At 65.2% G+C, this 21,823-nt stretch carries 22 protein-coding genes and 3 tRNA genes; 12 read left to right on the forward strand and 13 right to left on the reverse strand.

Annotated features, from left to right (window positions below):
• Positions 1-70 precede the first annotated feature (70 nt).
• From icmH to tssJ, 3 genes are read right to left on the reverse strand one after another with little or no spacing between them, the layout of a single operon-like run.
• The gene (icmH, locus tag LK539_RS11025; RefSeq protein WP_227800956.1) at positions 71-832 is read right to left on the reverse strand and encodes a type IVB secretion system protein IcmH/DotU; all 762 of its coding nucleotides are present in this window, start codon (positions 830-832) and stop codon (positions 71-73) included.
• A complete protein-coding gene (gene tssK / locus LK539_RS11030; RefSeq protein WP_227800957.1) occupies positions 829-2,175 on the reverse strand; it encodes a type VI secretion system baseplate subunit TssK in 1,347 nt (448 codons plus the stop codon). Before tssK ends, icmH begins: the two co-directional genes overlap by 4 nt.
• A gap of 54 nt (positions 2,176-2,229) precedes the next feature.
• Positions 2,230-2,793: a type VI secretion system lipoprotein TssJ gene (tssJ, locus tag LK539_RS11035; RefSeq protein ID WP_227800958.1), complete on the reverse strand. Its 564-nt coding sequence runs from the start codon at positions 2,791-2,793 to the stop codon at positions 2,230-2,232.
• 196 nt (positions 2,794-2,989) lie between these two features.
• On the opposite strand from tssJ, the gene LK539_RS11040 reads away from it, so the two are divergent.
• From LK539_RS11040 to tssA, 7 genes are all read left to right on the forward strand, one after another.
• Positions 2,990-3,574 (forward strand): M48 family metallopeptidase, encoded by a 585-nt coding sequence (locus LK539_RS11040; protein WP_227800959.1) that lies wholly within the window; start codon positions 2,990-2,992, stop codon positions 3,572-3,574.
• A 51-nt stretch (positions 3,575-3,625) separates the two neighbouring features.
• Complete coding sequence (tssB, locus tag LK539_RS11045) at positions 3,626-4,138, forward strand: type VI secretion system contractile sheath small subunit (RefSeq protein WP_227800960.1); 513 nt, start codon at positions 3,626-3,628, stop codon at positions 4,136-4,138.
• 1 nt (position 4,139) lies between these two features.
• Complete coding sequence (gene tssC, locus LK539_RS11050; protein WP_227800961.1) at positions 4,140-5,630, forward strand: type VI secretion system contractile sheath large subunit; 1,491 nt, start codon at positions 4,140-4,142, stop codon at positions 5,628-5,630.
• A gap of 30 nt (positions 5,631-5,660) precedes the next feature.
• Entirely contained in the window at positions 5,661-6,152 is a 492-nt protein-coding gene (locus LK539_RS11055; protein WP_227800962.1) for a type VI secretion system tube protein Hcp, read from the forward strand.
• A 100-nt stretch (positions 6,153-6,252) separates the two neighbouring features.
• Entirely contained in the window at positions 6,253-6,726 is a 474-nt protein-coding gene (gene tssE, locus LK539_RS11060) for a type VI secretion system baseplate subunit TssE (RefSeq protein ID WP_227800963.1), read from the forward strand.
• Between the two features lie 39 nt (positions 6,727-6,765).
• The gene (gene tssH, locus LK539_RS11065; RefSeq protein ID WP_227800964.1) at positions 6,766-9,408 is read left to right on the forward strand and encodes a type VI secretion system ATPase TssH; all 2,643 of its coding nucleotides are present in this window, start codon (positions 6,766-6,768) and stop codon (positions 9,406-9,408) included.
• Between the two features lie 9 nt (positions 9,409-9,417).
• Positions 9,418-10,401, forward strand: a complete 984-nt coding sequence (tssA, locus tag LK539_RS11070; RefSeq protein WP_227800965.1) for a type VI secretion system protein TssA — start codon at positions 9,418-9,420, stop codon at positions 10,399-10,401.
• A gap of 56 nt (positions 10,402-10,457) precedes the next feature.
• Here tssA and phaP read toward each other — a convergent pair whose 3' ends face one another.
• Together phaP and LK539_RS11080 are read right to left on the reverse strand one after the other, a co-directional pair.
• Positions 10,458-11,033, reverse strand: coding sequence for a TIGR01841 family phasin (phaP, locus tag LK539_RS11075; RefSeq protein WP_227800966.1), 576 nt, complete (start codon positions 11,031-11,033; stop codon positions 10,458-10,460).
• 48 nt (positions 11,034-11,081) lie between these two features.
• The gene (locus LK539_RS11080) at positions 11,082-11,279 is read right to left on the reverse strand and encodes a hypothetical protein (protein WP_227800967.1); all 198 of its coding nucleotides are present in this window, start codon (positions 11,277-11,279) and stop codon (positions 11,082-11,084) included.
• A gap of 96 nt (positions 11,280-11,375) precedes the next feature.
• On the opposite strand from LK539_RS11080, the gene cueR reads away from it, so the two are divergent.
• Complete coding sequence (cueR, locus tag LK539_RS11085; RefSeq protein WP_373889533.1) at positions 11,376-11,792, forward strand: Cu(I)-responsive transcriptional regulator; 417 nt, start codon at positions 11,376-11,378, stop codon at positions 11,790-11,792.
• On the opposite strand, the gene LK539_RS11090 is transcribed toward cueR, so the two are convergent.
• The 4 genes from LK539_RS11090 to LK539_RS11105 form a co-directional block, all read right to left on the reverse strand.
• Entirely contained in the window at positions 11,789-13,003 is a 1,215-nt protein-coding gene (locus LK539_RS11090) for a hypothetical protein (RefSeq protein WP_227800969.1), read from the reverse strand. The genes cueR and LK539_RS11090 overlap by 4 nt on opposite strands.
• Positions 13,004-13,133: 130 nt before the next feature.
• A tRNA-Leu gene (locus LK539_RS11095) sits at positions 13,134-13,218 on the reverse strand.
• Between the two features lie 52 nt (positions 13,219-13,270).
• Positions 13,271-13,355, reverse strand: a tRNA-Leu gene (locus LK539_RS11100).
• Positions 13,356-13,456: 101 nt separating this feature from the next.
• Positions 13,457-13,541 (reverse strand) — tRNA-Leu (locus LK539_RS11105).
• A 328-nt stretch (positions 13,542-13,869) separates the two neighbouring features.
• On the opposite strand from LK539_RS11105, the gene rnr reads away from it, so the two are divergent.
• From rnr to LK539_RS11125, 4 genes are all read left to right on the forward strand, one after another.
• On the forward strand, positions 13,870-16,428 hold the full coding sequence (gene rnr, locus LK539_RS11110; protein ID WP_227800970.1) for a ribonuclease R: 2,559 nt from the start codon (positions 13,870-13,872) through the stop codon (positions 16,426-16,428).
• Between the two features lie 3 nt (positions 16,429-16,431).
• On the forward strand, positions 16,432-17,175 hold the full coding sequence (gene rlmB, locus LK539_RS11115) for a 23S rRNA (guanosine(2251)-2'-O)-methyltransferase RlmB (RefSeq protein WP_227800971.1): 744 nt from the start codon (positions 16,432-16,434) through the stop codon (positions 17,173-17,175).
• A gap of 241 nt (positions 17,176-17,416) precedes the next feature.
• A complete protein-coding gene (gene cysE, locus LK539_RS11120; protein ID WP_227800972.1) occupies positions 17,417-18,154 on the forward strand; it encodes a serine O-acetyltransferase in 738 nt (245 codons plus the stop codon).
• A gap of 8 nt (positions 18,155-18,162) precedes the next feature.
• Positions 18,163-18,828, forward strand: a complete 666-nt coding sequence (locus LK539_RS11125) for a YceH family protein (RefSeq protein ID WP_227800973.1) — start codon at positions 18,163-18,165, stop codon at positions 18,826-18,828.
• Here the strand turns inward: LK539_RS11125 and LK539_RS11130 are convergent.
• The 4 genes from LK539_RS11130 to LK539_RS11145 are packed head-to-tail and all read right to left on the reverse strand — an operon-like array spanning position 18,788 to position 21,811.
• Positions 18,788-19,612 (reverse strand): hypothetical protein, encoded by an 825-nt coding sequence (locus LK539_RS11130; RefSeq protein ID WP_227800974.1) that lies wholly within the window; start codon positions 19,610-19,612, stop codon positions 18,788-18,790. The genes LK539_RS11125 and LK539_RS11130 overlap by 41 nt on opposite strands.
• Before the next feature lie 5 nt (positions 19,613-19,617).
• A complete protein-coding gene (locus LK539_RS11135; protein WP_227800975.1) occupies positions 19,618-20,583 on the reverse strand; it encodes an ABC-2 transporter permease in 966 nt (321 codons plus the stop codon).
• The gene (locus tag LK539_RS11140; RefSeq protein WP_227800976.1) at positions 20,580-21,437 is read right to left on the reverse strand and encodes an ABC transporter ATP-binding protein; all 858 of its coding nucleotides are present in this window, start codon (positions 21,435-21,437) and stop codon (positions 20,580-20,582) included. The genes LK539_RS11135 and LK539_RS11140 overlap by 4 nt, the downstream gene beginning before the upstream one ends.
• Positions 21,434-21,811: a GntR family transcriptional regulator gene (locus LK539_RS11145; protein WP_227801144.1), complete on the reverse strand. Its 378-nt coding sequence runs from the start codon at positions 21,809-21,811 to the stop codon at positions 21,434-21,436. Before LK539_RS11145 ends, LK539_RS11140 begins: the two co-directional genes overlap by 4 nt.
• Between the last annotated feature and the right edge of the window lie 12 nt (positions 21,812-21,823).

The raw sequence follows: 21,823 nt of genomic DNA on the forward strand, positions 1-21,823 counted from the left end.
TGACGGTCTTTAGGCCAGCGGCTTCAGCACGTCGTCCCGGCGCAGGCCGGGACCCAAGTTTACTCGACTACTAAGGAAGCGTAATCGTCACATGCGCCGCCTTCGGCGGCAGCTTCACCAGGTCGTTGTACGCGGCCAGCTGCGTCTCCGTCTCCTTGGCAAGCGCGGTCCGGAATCCCAGGTAAGCCCCCAGCCCCGCCACCATGAACACGGCGCCCAGCACCCACAACGACAAATCGCTCTGCAACCGGTTGACCACCTGGTCCGGGCGATCGGCGTGCGGGGCGAAGCCGCGGGTGCGGCCGCGCATGCGGGCAATCTCGTCGCCCAGGCGCGCTACCAGGTAATCGAGCTTGTCGCGGCCGTCGAGGGCGTAGCGGCCCTGGAAGCCGAGCAGCAGGCACATATGGAAGACTTCCAGCGCCTCCACGTGCATCTGGCCCTTGGCGCGCAGGTCTTCCAGCCGGTGGAAAAAATGCTCGCCCGCCAGCTGGTCGCCGAACACGCGCAGCTGCAGCGGGCGGGTCTCCCAGGCTTCGCGCACTTCAAACGCCGAACGCAGGATGATCTCGTCGACCGCCGAGCAGAACGCGTACTTGGCGGCCGTCACGTCCTCCGCGGAGATGCCGAGCGCCTTGGCGTTGCGGTCGACGTCGGCGAGGAAACCCGTCATGTTGTCGGAAAAGGCGACCTTGTCCTGCGGTCCGCAGCCATTCTTCAGCAGGAACAGCGCATAGAAGCCCTCGTACATGATGTCCACCAGGCGCTGCGGCGGACGTTCGACCTTCTGGCCGGGCTGGGGCGCGACGCGCCGTTCGACGAAGGCGCTCATGCGGCCACCGCAATCAGTTCGAGGCGCAGGTCGCGGATCCCGTTCGGGACGTAGATCGAGATCGCCTGTGATTTCAGCATCGTTTCGTACAGCATGCCACGGTTCTCCAGGATGAAGTAATAGGTATCGGGCCGCACCGGCACCGCCGCCGGCACCTGCGGGGCGTGCACCAGCTTCACGCCGGGCAGGGCCGACAGCACGAACTTGTCGACGTCTTCCGGCGCGCCCACCTTGAACTGCAGCGGCACCACGTCCACCAGCTGCAGCGCAGGCATGTCGGCCGACACCGCGAGGTAGAGCGTGGTCTGCAGGTTGATGCGGCCCGAGTCGAGCGCGCCCAGGTAGTAGGAGGGGCGCTCGCGGTTCAGGACGATCGTGAAGTAGCGCGACGAGATCACGGTGTCGAGCAGGTCGCGGATGATGCCGTCCAGGCGCGCGAACTGCGGGCCCGGATCGGCGTGCACGTAGGACGGCAGGTCTTCCAGCCGGTAGCTGCGCGAATAGGTCATCAGGCCGCCGGCCAGGGCCAGCAGCTCGCCGAACAGGCGCTCCGGATGCAGGTCGCGGTGGCCCAGGTAGTGCGACAGGGCGGCGTAGCCGGTGCTCGCCGTGTGCAGCAGCCAGAAGGCCGAGACGTCGCCGCCGCGGATTTCGATCACGTTCTTGCTCGGCTCGCGCATGTGGCCGTACAGGGCGTTGACCTTGGCCAGCAGCTTTTCCATCAGCCGCGCCAGGTTCAGGTGCAGGCCGGGCGCGGCGTCGATCGACAGGCTGGGAGGAACGAATGCGGGATCCGCCTCGAAGCCTCCGGTGGGTACGCGCCGCAGCCGCACCAGCGGGAAGCTGTCGTAGGCTTCCAGCGGCTCGGTGTCGGCCACCAGCCGCAGCGCCTTGCGCAGGTAGGTGATCGGGGCCTCGGCCGCGCGCGTGTACAGGTCCTGCGTCTCGCGCTCGTGACTGGAAAAGCGCGCGTCCGGCGGCGTGTCGCCTTCCGGCGCGTGGTTCTCGCCCCAGGCCTTCAGGGCGGGGAGGGCGGCGTGGAAGGTAACAGTTTGAAGGCCGGCCGGCAGTTCGCCCAGGCGCACCTGCAGCGGCAGCGGGTCGCCGTCCGGGGCGCGATAGACGTCGCCGTCCGGGAACAGCACCGACAGTTCCTCGATGCGCAGCACGTCGTGGCGCAGGGCGTCGAAGTCGACCACCAGCTTGCGCACGCCCCAGGCATAGGGGTGCAGCGCCAGGGCGGTCTGGTTCAGGCGCGCCTCGTGGTAGCGGTCCTGCTGCTGGAAATGCTGGGGTCGCAGGAACAGTCCCTCGCCCCACAATAGCTTCGCTGGCATGCTCATCGACTTGGCTCCGGCTCTCCAGAAATTCCTAGCTTGGCGGAAACAACGACGGGTTCATTGACAGCGCACAGAAGAAAGCATCGATGTCCCGGAACTGCCGCCCGCGGTGAGTGCACAGGCATGCAGGCCAATCGTCAGCCCGGCGCGTTCGGCATCCGACGCGTCCACCACCGTGCGCCAGCGCCCATCGGCAGGGCGCTGGAACAGCGCGACCAGGGCCAAGTGGCTGGCTTCGCGGCTGACCTTTTCCACCACTTCATAGCGCTGGCCCGGCACCAGCATGATCTCGCGCACCTCGACCAGGTCTGCGCCCAGGCTGTCGCGTTCTGCCTGCGGGTTCAGGAAGGCGGAGTAGGGCGCCTGTTCGAAGGCCTCGATGCGGCGCAGCTTGTACAGGCGCACCGCCAGCGCGACCGGCTGGCCGAGCCTGTCGAGGTTCAGCTTGGGCGAAGCGTGCAGGCGCAGGGCCACCGTGCGCGGCGGCTTCTGGGCGTCCGGCAGTTCGGGCGGCTTGCGCAGTCCGGTCGCTTCCAGGGCTTTGCCGGCGAGGCTGTTGCTGCCGCAGCCGGCTGCCAGACAGGCGGCGGCGAGTGTTGCCACGCACGAAATTGTTCTCATCCCCATTTCCTTTACTCATCGTTTGCCAGCCCAAGCACGGATTGAAACCCAGCGGCGTGCGCCTGCTGTGATCCCGCGCAAGCGCAAGGCGTCAACGTGGCAAAGAAAGCGAACTCGGCTTTGATTGACAGTGCGCAACTTCCGCAAAAGGCGCTTGCGAATAATGGTGGCTGGTTTAACTGTCGTGGAGAGCCACATGTACAAACGCTTGATGCCGTTGATCGTGGGAGTCGTCGCCCTGGCCGGGTGCGAGACCATCCCGAAGGCCGACGGAGGGAAGTCGGCCGCCGCCGTGGGCGAGCAAGTTTTTACCGAGGCCGATAAGGCGATCGCATCGAAACAGGGAGAGAAAGCCTACGCCATGCTCAAGGCCGCGGGCGAGGCGCACCCGGTCGACAAGCGGCCCTGGGTCAAGATGGCGCAAATCCGCTTCAACGCCGGCGTCTACGGCGAGGCGATCACCAACGCGCAGGAGGCGCTCGAACGTGACCCGGACGACGCAGTGGCCCACAGCATCGTCGCAGTCAGCGGCCTGCGCGTGGCCAGCAAGTCGCTGTCCGACCTGACCCGCAAGAACAACCTGAACGGCGACGTGAAGAACGAGGCACAGGACCTGGCCAAGCTGCTGCGTAGCAGCCTGGGCGAGCCTGTACTCGTTCCGAATCGAGATCCGAACAAGAACAAGACTGAGACGAGACGGCCACCGACAGCATCGGCGCAGCCGGCGCCTCCGACCAAAGCGGCCAGCAATGACAAGGATCCTTTCGCAGGCCTGAAATAAGCAAGCGGCCGGCGCGCCGGCTGTTCCCATCCCCCGCAACCTGGAGTCGACATGGCCAAGAGTGAAAGCGTGCAGAAACGCTTGCAAAAGGTGCGCGCGCCGCGCGTGCAGATGACGTACGACGTCGAGATCGGCGACGCCATCGAAAACAAGGAGCTGCCCTTCGTGGTCGGCGTGGTGGGCGACTTCGGGAACGACCCGTCGCAGGAAAAGAAGCGCCTGAAGGACAAGAAGTTCGTCAACGTCGACGCCGCCAACTTCGACGAGGTGCTGGGCGCGGTGGCGCCGACCGTCAACTTCCGGGTCGACAACCACCTGTCGCCGGAAGGCGGCCAGTTCGCGGTGCAGCTGCAGTTCAAGGAGATGGATGACTTCCGTCCCGAGTCGGTGGTGCGCCAGGTGGCGCCGCTGAGCGGCCTGCTGGAGGCACGCACCAAGCTGGCCGACCTGCGCAACAAGCTGGCCGGGAACGACAAGCTGGAAGACATCCTCAGCGAAGTGCTGGGCAATACCGAAAAGCTGGCGAGCCTGAAGAAGCAGGACAAACCGGAAGGGGAGGCATGAGATGGCGGCAGTCCTCGATACCGCAAGCAAGGCCGCACCGGCAGTCGAACTCGATGCTTCGCTGCTCGACCAGATCGTCGAGCAGAGCCGCGTCGCCAAGTCCACCAGCGAACACGAACGCGCACGCGACATCATCTCGGAACTCGTGACCCAGGTGATGCAGGGCACGATGGTCATGTCGAACAACCTCTCAGCCATGATCGATGCGCGCCTGGCGGAGCTGGACAGGATGATTTCGGACCAGCTGTCTGCCGTGATGCATGCCCCCGAATTCCAGAAGCTCGAGCGCAGCTGGACCGGCCTGAATTACCTGGTCAAGAACAGCGCGACGAGCGCCAACCTGCAGATCCGCATGCTCAACGCCAGCAAGCGCGAGCTGGTGAAGGACTTCCAGTCGGCCCTGGAATTCGACCAGAGCAGCATGTTCAAGAAGGTCTACGAAGAAGAATTCGGCACCTTCGGCGGCGCCCCCTACGGCACCCTGATCGGCGACTTCGAGATCTCGCGCCAGCCCGAAGACATCTATTTTCTGGAGCAGATGTCGCACGTGGCCGCCGCCAGCCACGCCCCCTTCATCACCTCGGCCGGCCCGGAACTGTTCGGCATCGAGAGCTTCGGCGACCTGGGCAAGCCGCGCGACCTGGCCAAGGTCTTCGACACCGTCGAATACGCCAAGTGGAAAGCCTTCCGCGAATCCGAAGACGCGCGCTACGTCGGCCTGACCCTGCCGCGCTTCCTCGGCCGCCTGCCCTACCACCCGGCCGACGGCATGAGCACCGAGGGCTTCAATTTTGTCGAGGACGTGGACGGCAGCGACCACCAGAAGTACCTGTGGTGCAACGCCGCCTATGCCTTTGGCTCCAAGCTGACCAAGGCCTTCGAGGACTATGGCTGGTGTGCGGCGATCCGCGGCGTCGAGGGCGGCGGCCTGGTGGAGAACCTGCCGGCCCACACCTTCAAGACCGACGAGGGCGAGGTGGCGCTCAAGTGCCCGACCGAGCTGGCCATCACCGACCGCCGCGAGAAGGAATTGTCGGACCTCGGCTTCATCTCCTTGGTGCACTGCAAGAACACCTCGTACGCGGCGTTCTTCGGCGCCCAGTCGGCCCAGAAGGCCAAGAAGTACGCGAACGAGGCGGCCAACGCCAATGCCGTGCTGTCCTCGCAGCTGCAGTACATCTTCGCGGTGTCGCGCATCGCCCATTACATGAAGGCCATGATGCGCGACAAGATCGGCAGCTTCGCGGCGGCGTCCAATGTGGAGGACTACCTGAACCGCTGGCTGACCCAGTACGTGCTCCTCGACGACAACGCGAGCCAGGACCAGAAGGCCCAGTTCCCGCTGCGCGAGGCCAGCGTGCAGGTGTCCGAAGTGCCGGGCCGTCCGGGCGTGTACCGCGCGGTGTCCTTCCTGCGTCCGCATTTCCAGCTCGACGAGCTGTCCGTTTCGCTCCGACTGGTCGCGGAGCTGCCGCAGTCGACCAATGGCTAATCAGCTTTCTCAACCTGAATGGAGTAGAACATGGCAATTGACGTTTACCTGCAGATCGACGGGATCAAGGGCGAATCGATGGACGACAAGCACAAGGACTGGATCGAGTGCGTCTCCGTGGAGTGGGGCGTGAAGCAGCCGCGTTCCGCCACCGCCTCGACCAGCGGCGGCCACACCGCCGAGCGTTGCGAGCACGAAGAGATCAAGCTCAAGAAGCTGGCCGACCTGTCCTCGCCGATCCTGCTGCAGACCTGCTCGGCCGGCAAGACGATCCCGAAGGCCAAGCTGGAATTTATGCGCGCCGACGGCCAGGGCGATCGGGTGAAGTACTTCGAGATCGAACTGGAGAACGTCCTGATCGGCGCCGTCGAGCCGAGCGTGAAGGAAGGCAGCATCATCCAGGAAGAAGTGGGCCTGAAGTTTTCGAAGATCAAGTGGAAGTACACCCAGCAGAAGATCGGCGGCGGCACGGGTGGCAACACCTCGGGCGGCTGGGACCTGGCCGCCAACAAGATCGTCTGAACATCGCCTGACAGACAGCTTGCGCCTTCGCGCGGCGCACGCGGCCATGCCGCGGCGTCGCGCGTTTTTTCTTCCTTTCCCTGCAACCGGCGGAGGCAACATGAAGGGCATCAAGCCCGGCCTGCTGGACCGTCTGATGGACGAACGCCCGGACGCCGCTGCCGGCAGTCCCTGCACCAGCGAGCAGCTCAAGGACAGCGTGGCGCGCGACCTGGAAGCGTTGCTCAACACGCGCCTGGCCTTCGATCCGGCCATCCTGAACGGCTACCCGGAAGCGCGCGGCTCGCTCCTGCACTATGGCCTGGCGGACTTCGCCGGCTACTGCCTCACCAGCAGCATCGACCGCGCCGCCGTCTGCGCCAGCATCCAGGACGCGATCGAAGCCCACGAACCGCGCCTGCGCGAGGTCAACGCCACGCTCGACCTCCTGTCTGGCAGCGTCAACCGCCTCAGTTTCATCATCCACGCCCGGCTGGCCCTGCCTGACTGCGCCGAGCCGGTCCACTTCAACGCGGTGCTGCAGCCTTCGTCGCTGCACTACGCCGTCAAGCGCAATGTCCGCCAGCGCAGCTAGCCGCCGGCGGCCGACCCTCTTCTTCAAGGATGCGACACGATGGACATCAATCTCAAGACCCTGATCGGCAAACTGAACGACACCACCCGTGCCGCCGCCACCCGGGCGGCCTCGATCTGCGTCGGGCTGGGACAGTACGAGGTCGAGATCGAACACCTGTTCCTGGGCCTGATCGAGCAACCGGGCAGCGACCTGTGCGTGATCGCCCAGCACTGCGACATCAGCCTGACGGGCCTCGAGACCGATTTGCGCAACGAGATCGCACGTTTTGCCAGCGGCAGCGCGCGTACGCCCGTGTTCTCGCGCCACCTGCCGGTGCTGTTCGAGCATGCGTGGCTGATCGCATCCCTCGCTGCGCCAACTGCGGGGCAGCCGAACCAGATCCGCAGCGGGCACCTGCTGCTGGCGCTGCTCGCCGAACCCTCGCTGTCGCAGCTGGCCGTGCGCGCCTCGTCCCTGTTCCGCAAGTTCCCGATCGACCGCCTGAAGCACGACTTCCAGAAAATCACGCGCGGCTCGCAGGAAGCGCAGCCGATGGCCGCCGAGCAGCTCGACATGCCGGGCGACGCCGCCGAGGAGATCGCGGCCGGCCCGGCGCGAAGCACGCCGGCGCTGGACCAGTACACCACCTGCCTGACCCAGCGTGCGCGCGACGGCAAGGTCGACCCGGTGATCGGGCGCGACCCCGAGATCCGCCAGGCGATCGACATCCTGATGCGCCGGCGCCAGAACAACCCGATCCTGACCGGCGAGGCCGGCGTCGGCAAGACCGCCGTGGTCGAGGGCCTGGCACTGCGCATCGCCCAAGGCGACGTGCCCGACGTGTTGAAGGGCGTCGAGATCCACACCCTCGACATGGGCCTGCTGCAGGCGGGGGCCAGCGTGAAGGGCGAGTTCGAGAACCGCCTCAAGAACGTGATCGACGAAGTGAAAAAGAGCCCGCACGCGATCATCCTGTTCATCGACGAGGCCCACACCATGATCGGCGCCGGCGGCACGGCCGGCCAGAACGACGCGGCCAACCTGCTGAAGCCTGCCCTAGCAAGGGGCGAACTGCGCACCATCGCCGCGACCACCTGGAGCGAGTACAAGAAGTATTTCGAGAAGGACGCGGCGCTGGCGCGGCGCTTCCAGGTGATCAAGGTCGAGGAGCCGGACGAGCCGACCGCCTGCGCCATGCTGCGCGCCATGGCGCCGCTGATGGAAAGCCACTTCAAGGTGCGCATCTACGACGACGCCATCGTGGAGGCGGTGCGCCTGTCGCACCGCTACATCAGCGGGCGCCAGCTGCCGGACAAGGCGATCAGCGTGCTCGATACCGCCTGCGCCAAGGTGGCCCTGGGCCAGAGCGCCACCCCGGCGGCGCTGGAAGACTGCAGCCGCCGGATCGAGCGCATCGATGCGCAAATGGCATCGCTCCAGCGCGAAGCCAGCGCCGGCGCCAGCCACGAGGAGAAGTTGGCAGAGCTGCGCCAGCAGCGCGGCGCGCTGGATGACGAACGCATTGGCCTGCAGCAGCGCTGGGACGAGGAACAGAAGATCGCCGCCGAAATCGGCGAGATGCGCACCGCGCTCGAGGAGGGCCGGACGCAGGACGCCAGCGCCCTGCGCGCCCGTACCGACAAGCTGCGCAGCCTGCAGGGCGAGTCGCCGCTGGTGCCGGTGCAGGTGGATGGTCACACGGTAGCGGAAATCGTCGCCAGCTGGACCGGCATTCCGCTCGGCCGCATGGTCAAGGACGAACTGCGCACGGTGGTGAAGCTGCAGTCGCTACTGGACGAGCGCATCCTCGGCCAGTCGCACGCCAGCCAGGCCGTGGCCCAGCGCGTGCGCACCGCGCGCGCCAACCTGGACGATCCGAACAAACCGAAGGGCGTGTTCCTGTTCGTCGGCACCTCGGGAGTAGGCAAGACCGAGACCGCGCTGGCGCTGGCCGACATCCTGTATGGCGGCGAAAAGAAGCTCGTCACCATCAACATGAGCGAATACCAGGAAGCGCACAGCGTCTCCGGCCTGAAAGGCTCGCCGCCGGGCTATGTCGGCTATGGCGAGGGCGGGGTGCTGACCGAAGCGGTGCGGCGCAATCCCTACAGTGTGGTGCTGCTGGATGAAGTCGAGAAGGCGCACGCCGACGTGCTCGAGCTGTTCTTCCAGGTCTTCGACAAGGGTGTGCTGGACGATGCCGAGGGGCGCCAGATCGATTTTCGCAACACCATCATCATCCTGACCTCGAACGTCGGGTCGAGCCAGATGATGGGGGCCTGCCTGAACAAGCCGGCCAACGAGGTGCCGGCCCCGGACCAGCTGGCGGAACTGATCCGTCCCGCATTGATGAAGCACTTCAAGCCCGCCTTCCTGGGGCGCCTGACCGTGGTGCCGTTCTACCCGATCCGCGACGAGGTTTTGAGTAACATCATTCGCCTGAAGCTGGACCGCATCAAGGCGCGCGTGATGGACAACCACCGGGCCCGCTTCGAGTACGACGACGCGCTGGTGGCGGCGGTCTTGAACCGCTGTACCGAAGTCGATTCCGGCGCGCGCAATGTCGACAATATCCTGAACGGCACGCTGCTGCCCGAGATCGCCGACAGCGTGCTGGCGCGGATGGCCGAAGGCGGAACGATCGGCCGCGTGAAGATCGGCGCCACCAAGGCCGGCAAGTTCAAGTACGCGATCGAATAAGGCGCCACCATGTTCAATCTCGATAAAGTCCTGGTTCCGCTCACAGCAAGCCAGCCCTGCGGCGAAGACCTCGCGTTCTCGCCCGAATTCGACGCCATCAACCGTGCGCGCGAGGCCGACGATCCGTCGATCGAGCAGGGCGCCTGGGTGACGACGCTGAAGGAAGCCGACTGGAAGTTCGTGTCGAGGCGCTGCATCGAACTGCTGGAAACGCGTAGCAAGGACCTGCAGCTGGCCGTCTGGCTGGCCGAAGCGGCCACGAAAACCGACCGCCTGGGCGGCATGGCCGCCAGCCTGCGCCTCTTGGGTGCGCTGTGCGAACGCTACTGGGAGCACGTACATCCGCTGCCCGACGAAGACGGCTATGAGCGCCGCATTGGCAACCTGGCCTGGATCGCAGCGCGCATTGCCCCGCTGGTGAAGGAAGTGCCGGTGGCCGAGGGTGTGAGCATGATGGCCTGGGAAGCGGCGCGCACGCGTGGGCCGGACGCGGTGGCCGAGCTGGAGGCAGCGCGCGCCAAAGCGCCGGCGTCCGCGCGTCAGGCTCTGGCAACGGGCGCGCAGGACTGCCTGGAGGCGCTGGCCGAGCTGGAACGCGTGGTGGACGAGCGCCTCGGCGCCGATGGCCCCAGCTTCGGCGCGGCGCGTGCGGCCCTGCGCGATTTTGCCGACATGGCGGCGCCGGCGACTGCGGCGTCGGCAACCGTGGCGGAGGTGGCGCGGACGCCGATCCCGGTAGTGGTGACGCCAGGCGCGGCAATGTGCGTGGTGGAGGGACCGCTGCAAAGCCGCGAGCAGGCACTGGCCCAGCTGCGCAGCGTCGCCGAGTTCTTCCGTCGCACCGAGCCGCACAGCCCGGTCGCCTACCTGGCCGAGAAGGCGGCGCGCTGGGGCGAGCAGCCGCTGCACGCGTGGCTGCGCTCAGTCATCAAGGACGATGCCTCGCTGGCGCGGTTGGAAGATTTGCTGGGAATCGAGGCGGAAGGGGGGTGAAAGAAAATTTCACCTAGGGCCCAGGATGAAATTTTCTTTCATGGTGAACCGGCCGTTTATTCGGCCGGTTTTTCGGACGGTTTCTGCATGCCCGGCTGCACCATCGAGCTGGCCTTGGCGATCTGCTCCTCGACCGTCTGCACTGCCTGGCGCGTGGCCTGGGTCACCTGTTCATAGCCCTTGAAGGCGTTGTCGATCGCGGTCTTGATGATCTCGACCGCGTTCTCTGACCCCGGCTTGACGTTCTGCGTCACGTCGTAGATCAGCGCCGACAGCGTGCTCTTGGCTTCGGCCACGTGGGTGTCGGCAGCCTGGCGGAATTCCTGGTGCATCTCGTCGATGATGGCCTTGAGGTTCTCGCGGTATTCCGCGGCGCCGGCAGCGCCCGGCTGCATGCGCGCATGCAGGGCGGCGATTGCAGCCTTGGGGTCGCCGGAAGCGGCAAACCCCGCGGCCATCTGTTGGCTGGCGGCGATCGAACCTTCCATCGAGTTCTTCGCTGCATTCATGTTCAGGGCCACCACTTGCTCCACGCCCTTCACCGTCTTGTCGGCGAGGGTATTGAAAGTCTGCATCTGCAGGTCGAACAGGGTCTTGGTTGCGTTGGCGAACTGCTCCGGACTCGTGAACATCGGTGTCTCCTCAGTATTGGAATAAATCGGATGAGCCTTGCTATCCCATTATTTAGCAACAATGAGTTTTTCGCAACGCGCGTCCCGGTACGGGCCGGCGAATTTTTCCCAGCCCGCGCCCAGGGGTGTCTGCGAGCAGGCCAAGGCGCCGTTGAGCTTGCTGCGCCATTGGTAATAGGGCGCGGGAGCGGCCGATGCGAATTGAACAAGGAGGCCGAGGGCGAGCAGGAGTGTGAGGCGTTTCATGTCCTGTCGAGCTTAGCGCGGCGCCGCGCCAAGTCAAGCGTTCCCTTGACCTTCCTATCGTGGGAAGGTGTATTCTGCCCCTGGATACAACAGGAGATGACAATGGAACAAGCCGCAACGCAGCTCAACATCGGAGACGCCGCCAAGGCTTCCGGCGTGTCGGCCAAGATGATCCGCCATTACGAATCGATCGGGCTGGTCAGGGAGCCCAGGCGCACCGGGGCCGGCTACCGCGTGTATTCCGGGGAGGACGTGCGGGTGCTGCAGTTCGTGCACCGCGCCCGCGCGCTTGGCTTTTCGCTCGAGCAGATTCGCAGATTATTGAGCCTGTGGCAGGACCAGGGCCGCGCCAGCGCCGACGTGCGCGCCCTCGCACGCGCCCACATCGACGAATTGAATAAGAAGATCGCCGAGATGGAGGCGATGCGCCGCACCCTGGAAGCGCTGGCCGCCTCCTGCCATGGCGATGCGCGGTCAAACTGCCCGATCCTCGACGACCTGGCCGCGCACTAATCTCTGGGCAGGGCCAGCGGGCGCACCCGCGCCAGGTCGGGGAAGGCGGTGACGCGGTAGCGCTCCGGATACGCGTCCGGCACCGGCACCATCAGTTCCGCGCAGGCTGCGTGCAGCGCATCCCAGGGCAGCATCAAGAGCTCCTGCATCTCATCGCCCTCGTACACCACCAGTGCCACGCGCTCGGTGCGCGGCAGCAGGCTGTCGACACCGTTGGTCCAGCTGCACAGGCTGTATTCGATGCCCTGCGTCTCGTCGCGCATCACCTTGTAGCTGGCTACAAAAATATCGGTGCCGCTCTTCTCGTGCAGTTCGTCCAGCGTCTCCTTTTGCGCCGCGTAGTCGCCGAACAGGTACTGGCGCTTCAGGTTTTCCAGCGCGCTGCGCGCCACTTCGTCTTCCGGCACATAGTCGACCGGTCGGCCATCCTGGTAGCGATACATCAGCGCGGACACCGGCCGGGGCTCGCTGTCGGCGATGCGCTGGGATAGCGCCACCATCGCGCGCACACCCTCGACATTGTTGCCGGATGCGAGCAAGAGCGTGCCGCGCGCCGGCGCCATCGCGACCGGATTGGCGCCGGCGATGCGGTGCGCCAGGTCGGCCAGCAGCAGGCGCGAGGAGTCGTAGGCATCGCCCCAGTCGCCGGCAAACAGGCCAGGCTCGATCTGCACGAAGCGGTCGACGCTGGCGTCGCGCAGCGTGTCCATGGCGGCGGCCAGTGCCTGGTCCGCCGTCACACCCCATTGCTCCAGCTGCGCCGCACCAAACGACTGCATCATGTGCTCGCCATCGTGCACCAGCATCAGGGCGGTATCGCTGCTGAAGGGGAAGGCCAGGCTGCCGGAGGACGCGGACGGTTCCTTGCCGAGTTCCATCAGCCGCAGGTATTCCATCATGCCGCGGCCGCGCAGCACCGGCATCAGGTGCGTGCGCGCTTCCGCGAAGGTGGCGGGCAGGCCGGGCGGGCGCATGATCGCGATCGCGCGCTCCAGCTGCAGCACACGTTCGTGTTTGTCGGCGGCGCAGTATTCCGGATACAGGTTGTGCAGGTTGATGACCTGGCTGCCATCGCTGCCGACCAGCAGACGAAAACCGGCTTCGTCGAAGCGCACCGGTTCGTCCGGATGGTGGATGGCCAGCTTTTTCATCAACAGCTGGGCGTACTTGTGTGGCGTCGGTGGCCGGCGGAAGAAATCGAAGAGTGACATGGGCGCAGTCTAAGCAGAATGCAGGCGCCTGTCCAAGTCGGAGGCATAAATGGAGCAAATAAACGCAAAACGCCGTAAGCCTTTTTCAAAGCTTACGGCGTTTTGCGGGACGTCTGTCCTAGGTAGAGTTTGGTGCCCACGGAGGGACTCGAACCCCCACACCTCGCGGCACATGGACCTGAACCATGCGCGTCTACCAATTCCGCCACGTGGGCACTGAACCTGCTACTTCAAAACTTTACTTCTTGCGGATTTACATCCGGTAGTTGGTGCCCACGGAGGGACTCGAACCCCCACACCTCGCGGCACATGGACCTGAACCATGCGCGTCTACCAATTCCGCCACGTGGGCATATTTGCTTCGACTACTGCTACTACTGTGCTGCCTTCCGCGTGGGCGGAAATCCGCCCACCCTACGATACTGCATACTGCTGCGGAGTACTACCGGTAGCTGGTGCCCACGGAGGGACTCGAACCCCCACACCTCGCGGCACATGGACCTGAACCATGCGCGTCTACCAATTCCGCCACGTGGGCACTGAACTGCTAACTCTGCTACAATATCAGGCTTTGTCATTTTTCGCTAGATCAACTTTCGTCGGTCATTGCGCTGAACGCTCTTCCTGCTACTGCATTCTCTCCTGCTGCAGCTTGCTGCGTTGCTGAAGAGACCGAGATTATAGCGGAAGGATTTCAAAAGTCAAAGTCCCCGCGCTGGGGTTTGCAAGCAAGTTTCCCGAGCACGCTTCGCTGCATACGTTAGGCGAATCGCACGCCTCTCCGTTACACTACGCCTGTCAAGGTGTCAATGAATCCAGGCCCTGCATTGGCAGTGTCCATCCATTAAGAGAAATAAGAAAACGATTTGAAGCAACCTACTCATACCATTCCTAGCCGCGAGGAAATCCTCGCCGTCTTCCGCAGTGCCAAGGGCCCGCTCGGCGCGAGCGACCTGGCGCGCGTCCTCAAGGTCAAGCCCACCGCGCAGGAAGTGCTCGGCCGCCGGCTGAACGCGATGGAACGCGACGGCCAGATCCGCGCCGATGTCAGCGGCACCTATATGCTTGCAGACCAGTCCGGCTTCATCACCGGCAAGGTCAGCGCGCACCGCGACGGCTACGGCTTCGTCATTCCGGACGAGGGCGGCGACGACCTGTTCCTGAACGATAAGGAAATGAACAAGGTGCTCAACGGCGACCGCGTGCGCGCACGCGTCACCGGCACCGATCGCCGTGGCCGTCCGGAAGGCACCATCGTCGAGGTGGTCGAACGCGCCAACACCCACATCATCGGTCGCCTCATGAATGAAGGCGGCGTCTGGATCGTCTCGCCGGAAGACAACCGCATCAGCCAGGACGTGCTGGTGGCGGGCGGGCCGGGCAAGGCCAAGGCCGGGCAGGTGGTCAGCGTCGAGCTGATCGAACAGCCTTCGCGCTTCCAGCAGCCGACCGGCCGCATCGCCGAAGTGCTCGGCGAACTGGACGACCCGGGCATGGAAATCGAAATCGCGGTGCGCAAGTTCGGCGTGCCGCACGTATTCTCGCCGGCCGCGCTGAAGCAGGCCAACCGCCTGCCGAACGAAGTGGTGGATGCCGACCTGGCAAACCGCGTCGACCTGCGCGACGTGCCCCTGGTGACGATCGACGGCGAAGACGCACGCGACTTCGACGACGCGGTCTATTGCGAGCCGGTGAAGATCGGCCGTACCAAGGGCTACCGCCTCCTGGTCGCGATCGCCGACGTCAGCCACTACGTCAAGCCGAACGATGCGCTGGACGCGGATGCGATCGAGCGCAGCACCTCGGTGTACTTCCCGCGCCGCGTGATCCCGATGCTGCCCGAGAAGCTGTCCAACGGCCTGTGTTCGCTGAACCCGGCGGTGGACCGCTGCACCCTGGTGTGCGACATGGTCGTGACAACGGATGGCGAAGTCACGGCCTACCAGTTCTACCCGGCCGTGATGCACTCGGCCGCGCGCCTGACCTATAACGAAGTGGCCGAGATCCTCGGCAACACGAATGGTCCGGAAGCCCAGCGCCGCCCGGGCATCGTGCCGCACCTGCTGAACCTGAACGAAGTGTTCCGCGCGCTGCTCAAGGCGCGCCAGGAGCGCGGTGCGATCGACTTCGAGACCACCGAGACCTACATCGTCTGCAATGCCGTCGGCAAGATCGAAAAGATCATCCCGCGCACCCGCAACGATGCGCACCGCCTGATCGAAGAGTGCATGCTGGCGGCGAACGTGTGCGCGGCGGATCTCCTGATCCGTCACAAGCATCCGGGCACCTTCCGCATCCACGCGGTGCCGACCGAAGAAAAGCTGAACCAGCTGCGCACCTTCCTGAAACTCGTCGGCCTGAACCTGGGCGGCGGCACCAAGCCGACCGCGCGCGACTACGCCGAGGTGATGCAGAAGATCAAGGAGCGCCCGGACGCAGCGCTGCTGCAGACCATGCTGCTGCGTTCGATGCAGCAGGCCGTCTACAGCCCGGACAACGTCGGCCACTTCGGCCTGGCGTATGAAGCCTACGCCCACTTCACCAGCCCGATCCGCCGCTATCCGGACCTGCTGACCCACCGCGCGATCAAGGCGATCCTGCAAGGGAAGAAGTACGAGCCGAAGGGCATCGAGCTGGGCAAGCTGAATACGACCCTGTCGAATTCCGCGCGCAAGCAGGCGGCCAAGGACAAGGCCGCGGGCACCCAAAAGAACGAGAAGGACCTGACGATCTGGGACGCGCTGGGCGTGCACTGCTCGGCCAACGAGCGCCGCGCCGACGAAGCCTCGCGCGACGTCGAGAACTGGCTGAAGTGCTACTTCATGCAGGACAAGCTGGGCGAGGACTTCACCGGCACCGTGTCCGGCGTGACCCCGTTCGGCATCTTCGTCACCCTGGACCAGCTGTATGTCGAGGGCCTGGTGCACATCAGCGGCCTGGGCACCGACTACTTCCAGTACGACGAAGCGCGCCACGAATTGCGCGGCGAACGCGGCGGCGCGACCTACCGCCTGACCGACAAGGTCAACGTCAAGGTGGCGCGCGTGGACCTCGAGTCGCGCAAGATCGACCTGGTGCTCGCTGAAGCCTCGGAACCCATCCCGGCGCCGATGGAACGCGCACGCCAGGCCGCCATCGAGGCGCTGGAGCCGAAGCCGCCGCGCAAGCGCAAGGCCAAGGGCGAAGCTGCGCCCGTCGAGCCGTCGCGCTATGCCAGTGCCGCAGACGAGGAAGACGAGGACGAAGACGTTGTCTTCGTGCCGCCGCCGCGCGTGCCGCGCAGCGCGCGCAAGCCGGCCGCCAAGGCCGCAGGCAAGACCACGGCGTCGAAGACGCCAACCAAGCGTGCAGCCAGCAAGAGCGCACCGAAAACCAAGGCGGAGGCCAAGACCCCCGCTGCCAAAACTAGCAGGAAGAAGAAGTAATACATGAAAAACAAAATGCTTTTCGGTTTCCACGCGGTGACCTCGCGGCTGCGCCACGAGGCCCAATCGGTGGAAGAGATCTTCGTCGACGCCGAGCGCAACGACGCCCGCATGAAGGCCCTGATCGCCAGCGCGAAAGAGGCCGGCGTGCGCGTCATGCCGGTCGAAGCCGCGCGCCTCGACAAGATCACCGGCACCCGCCGCCACCAGGGCGTGATCGCCTTCGCCAGCCAGCTGGCGCTGGCGCGTAACCTGGACGAGCTGCTCGATGCGATCGAAGGCCCGCCGCTGCTGCTCATCCTCGACGGCATCACCGACCCGCACAACCTGGGCGCCTGCCTGCGCGTGGCCGACGGCGCCGGCGCACATGCAGTCATCGTGCCGAAGGACCGTGCGGTCGGCCTGAACGCCACCGCCGCCAAGGTCGCCAGCGGCGCCGCCGAGAGCGTCCCCTACATCACCGTCACCAACCTGGCGCGCACCATGCGCGACCTGAAGGACCGCGGCATCTGGCTGATCGGCACCTCCGACGACGCCGACAAGGGCCTGTACGAAGCCGATTTCTCCGGCCCTGCCGCACTGGTGATGGGTTCGGAAGGCGAGGGCATGCGCCGCCTGACGCGCGAAACCTGCGACCTCCTGGTCAGCATTCCGATGTTCGGTTCGGTCGAGAGCCTGAACGTGTCGGTGGCCTCGGGCGTCTGCCTGTACGAGGCGCGCCGGCAGCGGATCGGGCGCGAAGGCTAATTTAGTTCACCTGAACTTGGGTCCCGGCCTGCGCCGGGACGACGTGCTACTGCTGATGGTTCATCTCATGCGTTAGCGTCACGCTTACGCAAAAAATACCTCATACCTAAAGACCGTCATCCCGGCGAAGGCCGGGATCCAATTCCGCTCCGCAGCCTCCAGCTTTACCATCTCCGCATCACCCCAAGCAAACCCAGTAAACATACGCTAACATCACCGTTGGTTTGCGATCATCCTTATTATGTTTTCCAACTTACGCGACGATATCCATAGCATCATCCAGCGCGACCCTGCCGCCCGCAATGGCTGGGAAGTCCTGACCTGCTACCCCGGCCTGCATGCCCTGATCATGCACCGCTGGGCGCATGCCTGCTGGAAGCTCAACCTGAAGTGGATCGGCCGCTTCATTTCCTACGTCGCCCGCATCATCACCGGCATCGAGATCCACCCGGGCGCCACCATCGGCCGCCGGGTCTTCATCGACCACGGCTTCGGCGTGGTCATCGGCGAGACGGCCGTCGTCGGCGACGACTGCACCATCTACCAGGGCGTCACCCTTGGCGGCACCACGCTGGTGGCCGGCACCAAGCGCCACCCGACGCTGGAGCGTGGCGTGATCGTCGGCGCCGGCGCCCAGGTGCTGGGCGCGTTTACCGTGGGCGAGTACGCCAAGATCGGTTCCAATGCGGTCGTCATCAAGCCGGTCCCGAGCGGCGCCACCGCGGTCGGCAATCCGGCCCACATCATTCGCAAGGAAGACCAGTCGCGCAGCGCCCACCTGTTCGCCGCCTACGGCGTCACGCCCAATGGCGACGACCCGCTGTCGAAAGCCCTGCGCGGCCTGATCGACCACGTGGCGCGCCAGGACGAGCAGATCGAACGCCTCACCAACACCATGCGTGAAGCCGGCCTGTGCTGCCCGAAGGTGACCGAGGGTGATAAACTCGATTCCGAACAACTGAACCGACTGGTCGACTGAGGAATCGCATGACGAATGAAGTGACGGGCACTGCCGAGCTGGATCCGATGGAAATCCGCGTACTCGCGGTGCTGGCCGAAAAAGAGGCGCTGACGCCCGATAACTACCCGATGTCGGTGAACGCGATCGTCAACGGCTGCAACCAGCTGTCGAGCCGCGACCCGATCATGCAGCTGACCGACGAGGTGGTGCAGGATACCCTGCAGCGCCTGATCGAGAAGAAGCTGGTCGGCACCATTTCGCAGGCCGGGGCGCGCGTCGTGAAATACGAGCACCGCATGCGCATCAAGTGGACGCTCGAGCAGGACAAGGTGGCGGTCCTTAGTATCCTGATGCTGCGCGGCCTGCAGACCGCCGGCGAGATCCGCACCCGCACCGGGCGCCTGTTCGAGTTCAAGAGCGTGCCGGATGTGGAAAGCGTGCTGCAGTTCCTGATCGATAAATACCCGCCGCTGGTGGCGCGCCTGGACCGCGCCCCGGGCACCAAGGAGGCCCGTTATGGCCACCTGCTGGGCGGCGAACTCGCCGCCTACGAGCCGCCTGCGGCGGGCGCCGGCCTGGGTGGCGGTGGCGCCAGCCGTGTCGGCCAGCTCGAGCAGGAAGTCGCCGCCCTGCGCGGCGAACTCGAGGAACTCAAGGCGCAGTTCGAGGCGTTTCGCCAGCAGTTCCAGTAGGCGCGTCCGCCGCGGCGGCATAGGTCAGTTCGACCACCGCATCGTCGCTCCAGGTAGCGTTCCCGATCGGGACCTGGAACGATTCCTCCTTGACCTCCAGCTGGGCCGAGCGATTGCCCTCGACCAGGATTGCCCCGGCGAGCTTGCGTTCGGCGCGGAAGGGGAAATTCGCCTTCCTGCTCGTCCCCTCCCAGCGGAAATCGTCCTGGTCGCCGAAGAAGCCGCACCAGTCGGTCCGCAGCAGGAGGGTGTTGACGGTCATGACCCAGAAGGTGGGAATCTCTTCCTTGGCCATGGCGATCGTCACCTTGCACTCCAGCCGCAGGTCGCCCAGGCGCCGCTGGTTCACCGGCAGGCCCGGCGTGCGGATCTCGGGCTCGGTGCGGTACAGGCGGCGCTTGCGGTTCAGTTCCAGCTCGCTCTTCGCATCCGCGGCCGCCTCGCTGCGCGGCACCTCGAAACGTCCGCTGGCGTCGATCGCGATCGGCAGCTTGAAGCCGTCATCCCCGACCAGGCGCGCCGCCAGCGGATCGGGCGACTCGTCCTTCTTGCCGGTGCTCAGGCGGAAGCGCAGGCGATCGGCCGCAGGGGCCAAGGCGTGGTGGCGCTCAAAAGCATCCATGCCAGCCAGGATTACCTTGTACTTGCGCACGTCCGGGTTGCGCATGGCATTCACATGCACGGGATCGAGCTCGCGCACCGGCTTGTCCTCTGCGGCGCGGGTGATATCAACCGCGCCGCAGAGGAACAGCGCGCCGAGCGCCAGGGCGGGGAGGGCGCGCATCCGGATCAGCCCTCGTCGCGCCAGCGGCGCATGCGCATCGCAGCGTAGAGCATCCCGACGCCAACCAGGGCGGCGACCCAGACGCCTGGGGTGGCCAGGGTGCCGTAGGACATGCCCAGCAGGCCGGCCGGGTCGATGCCTTCCTGCTGGTTCATGACGGCGATGTGGTCCTGCGAGAACCAGATGCCCGGCACCAGGCCGGCCAGGCCGCGCGCTACCACTTCGCTCCAGAACCAGTCGACGTTGATCACGTTGTTCGACACGTGGCCGACCAGCACGTTGAACCACTTCAGCAGCAGGGCGACGACCAGCGGCGTGCCCACGGCCCACAGGAACACCTTGGAGCGGGCCCAGCTCGACACCAGCAGCAGCCAGCCGACGGTCGGCAGCGCCCACAGGATGTACACCGGCAGGAAGGCCAGCAGGTACAGGGGGCTCAGGTACAGGTTCGGCTCCATCAGCACCGGGGCGAACAGGTTCATGCCCTTGCTGGCGGTGCCGACCAGGCCGAGCAGCAGCATGACGAGGGCGGCGGCGGTACCGATCGCGATGGTAATCAGGGGCACCACGCAGACGGCCGTGATCACTTTCGAGAGGACGGTATCGCGGTCCGACAGCGGGAGCGATTTCCAGAACAGGATGCTGCGGTCCTTGCGGTCATCGTGCAGGGCCGACAGGCAGTAGAAGAACGCGACCACGGCCAGCACCATGAACACCGGCGCCGCCAGGCCCATGTAGCCCGAGGCCGCGATATGCGCCACCTTGTAGCGCAGCGCCGGCGGCACGCCGTTGATCTGCACGACATTGTGGCCGTTGAACTGGATGTTCTCGGGGGCGCTGATTGTCATGGCGTACAGGAAGCCGCCGCCCACCAGCAGGATCATGGCGGCCGCAACCGCGACCGGCGTCCACAGGAAGGCGCCCTTGTGCTCCCAGAACTCGCGCCGGAGCAGCCATTTCATCGTTTTCATGCGTAGGTTCCTTTCATCGTTGCCACGAACAGGTCGGCAACGCTGGGGTTGCGGGTCTCGCCGAGCTGGGCGAGCTGGGCGCGCGAGACGCCGTCGAACAGCATCACGGCCTTGCCGAACACGTTGCGCTGGTCGATCGGCGCCAGGGCGTTGGCGGCGCCGACCTTGTCGGCCGGGACCATCACCTCGGTATAGCGCTCCCCGATTTCTTCCATCGTCGCGGCCAGCACGATCTTGCCGTCGCGGATGAACATCAGGTCGGTCAGGATGTGCTCGACTTCTTCCACCTGGTGGGTGGTGATGACGATGGTCTTCTGCTCGTCGAAGTAGTCTTCCAGCAGGTTCTGGTAGAACTGCTTGCGGTACATGATGTCCAGGCCCAGGGTGGGTTCATCGAGCACCAGCAGCTTGGCGTCGATGGCCATCACCAGCGCCAGGTGCAGCTGGACGATCATGCCCTTCGACATCTCCTTGACCTTCATGTTCGGCTTGAGCTTGGTGTTGGCGATGTACTTCTCTGCACGGGCGCGGTTGAAGCGCGGGTGCACGCCTTCCACGAAGTCGACCGCATCCTTCACGCGCAGCCAGCGCGGCAGGATGGCGACGTCGGCGATGAAGCAGACGTCCTTCATCAGGTCGTCGCGCTGGGTGCGCGGGTCGTAGCCCATCACCGACAGCTGGCCGTCGAAGTCGATCAGGCCGAGCGCCGCCTTCAGGGTGGTGGTCTTGCCCGAGCCGTTGGGGCCGATCAGGCCGACGATGCGGCCGGCGGGCACTTCGAAGTCGATGCCGTCGACGGCGGTACGCTTGCCGTAACGCTTGGTCAGGCCGCGTGCGGAAAGCACGGCGCTCATGCTGAACCTCCCGGTGCGTGGTTGCCGGAAGCGTTCAGCAGGGTTTCCACGTTCAGGCCGAGGCGGCGGATGCGTTCGACCATGGCGGGCCATTCCTCGCGGATGAAGCGCTCGCGTTCGGTGGCCAAGAGTTTTTCGCTTGCTCCTTCAGTGACGTACATGCCAATCCCCCTTCGTTTTTCTACTAAGTGCTCGTCGACCAGTTCCTGGTATGCCTTCGATACCGTGATCGGGTTGAGTTGGTATTCGGCCGCGATCTGGCGGACCGAGGGCAGGGCGTCTCCGGCTTTCAGAATACCGTCGAGCATCATGCCCACCACCCGCTCCTTGAGCTGGCGGTAAATGGGTGCGTTGTCATTCCAGCCGACTGTCATGTCCAGTCCTCC

Source organism: Massilia sp. IC2-476 (genome assembly GCF_020707295.1).
Lineage (GTDB): Bacteria > Pseudomonadota > Gammaproteobacteria > Burkholderiales > Burkholderiaceae_D > Telluria.

Excerpts from the sequence above, each read along its gene's own strand:
- tssC (WP_227800961.1), top strand. The coding sequence starts at position 4,140 with ATGGCGGCAGTCCTCGATACCGCAAGCAAGGCCGCACCGGCAGTCGAA.
- rlmB (WP_227800971.1), top strand. The coding sequence starts at position 16,432 with ATGAAAAACAAAATGCTTTTCGGTTTCCACGCGGTGACCTCGCGGCTG.
- LK539_RS11090 (WP_227800969.1), bottom strand. The coding sequence starts at position 13,003 with ATGTCACTCTTCGATTTCTTCCGCCGGCCACCGACGCCACACAAGTAC.
- tssA (WP_227800965.1), top strand. The coding sequence starts at position 9,418 with ATGTTCAATCTCGATAAAGTCCTGGTTCCGCTCACAGCAAGCCAGCCC.
- tssH (WP_227800964.1), top strand. The coding sequence starts at position 6,766 with ATGGACATCAATCTCAAGACCCTGATCGGCAAACTGAACGACACCACC.
- LK539_RS11145 (WP_227801144.1), bottom strand. The coding sequence starts at position 21,811 with ATGACAGTCGGCTGGAATGACAACGCACCCATTTACCGCCAGCTCAAG.
- LK539_RS11140 (WP_227800976.1), bottom strand. The coding sequence starts at position 21,437 with ATGAGCGCCGTGCTTTCCGCACGCGGCCTGACCAAGCGTTACGGCAAG.
- tssJ (WP_227800958.1), bottom strand. The coding sequence starts at position 2,793 with ATGAGAACAATTTCGTGCGTGGCAACACTCGCCGCCGCCTGTCTGGCA.
- LK539_RS11135 (WP_227800975.1), bottom strand. The coding sequence starts at position 20,583 with ATGAAAACGATGAAATGGCTGCTCCGGCGCGAGTTCTGGGAGCACAAG.
- LK539_RS11130 (WP_227800974.1), bottom strand. The coding sequence starts at position 19,612 with ATGCGCGCCCTCCCCGCCCTGGCGCTCGGCGCGCTGTTCCTCTGCGGC.
- cysE (WP_227800972.1), top strand. The coding sequence starts at position 17,417 with ATGTTTTCCAACTTACGCGACGATATCCATAGCATCATCCAGCGCGAC.
- LK539_RS11040 (WP_227800959.1), top strand. The coding sequence starts at position 2,990 with ATGTACAAACGCTTGATGCCGTTGATCGTGGGAGTCGTCGCCCTGGCC.
- tssK (WP_227800957.1), bottom strand. The coding sequence starts at position 2,175 with ATGAGCATGCCAGCGAAGCTATTGTGGGGCGAGGGACTGTTCCTGCGA.
- LK539_RS11125 (WP_227800973.1), top strand. The coding sequence starts at position 18,163 with ATGACGAATGAAGTGACGGGCACTGCCGAGCTGGATCCGATGGAAATC.
- LK539_RS11055 (WP_227800962.1), top strand. The coding sequence starts at position 5,661 with ATGGCAATTGACGTTTACCTGCAGATCGACGGGATCAAGGGCGAATCG.
- tssB (WP_227800960.1), top strand. The coding sequence starts at position 3,626 with ATGGCCAAGAGTGAAAGCGTGCAGAAACGCTTGCAAAAGGTGCGCGCG.
- LK539_RS11080 (WP_227800967.1), bottom strand. The coding sequence starts at position 11,279 with ATGAAACGCCTCACACTCCTGCTCGCCCTCGGCCTCCTTGTTCAATTC.
- cueR (WP_373889533.1), top strand. The coding sequence starts at position 11,376 with ATGACAATGGAACAAGCCGCAACGCAGCTCAACATCGGAGACGCCGCC.
- phaP (WP_227800966.1), bottom strand. The coding sequence starts at position 11,033 with ATGTTCACGAGTCCGGAGCAGTTCGCCAACGCAACCAAGACCCTGTTC.
- tssE (WP_227800963.1), top strand. The coding sequence starts at position 6,253 with ATGAAGGGCATCAAGCCCGGCCTGCTGGACCGTCTGATGGACGAACGC.
- icmH (WP_227800956.1), bottom strand. The coding sequence starts at position 832 with ATGAGCGCCTTCGTCGAACGGCGCGTCGCGCCCCAGCCCGGCCAGAAG.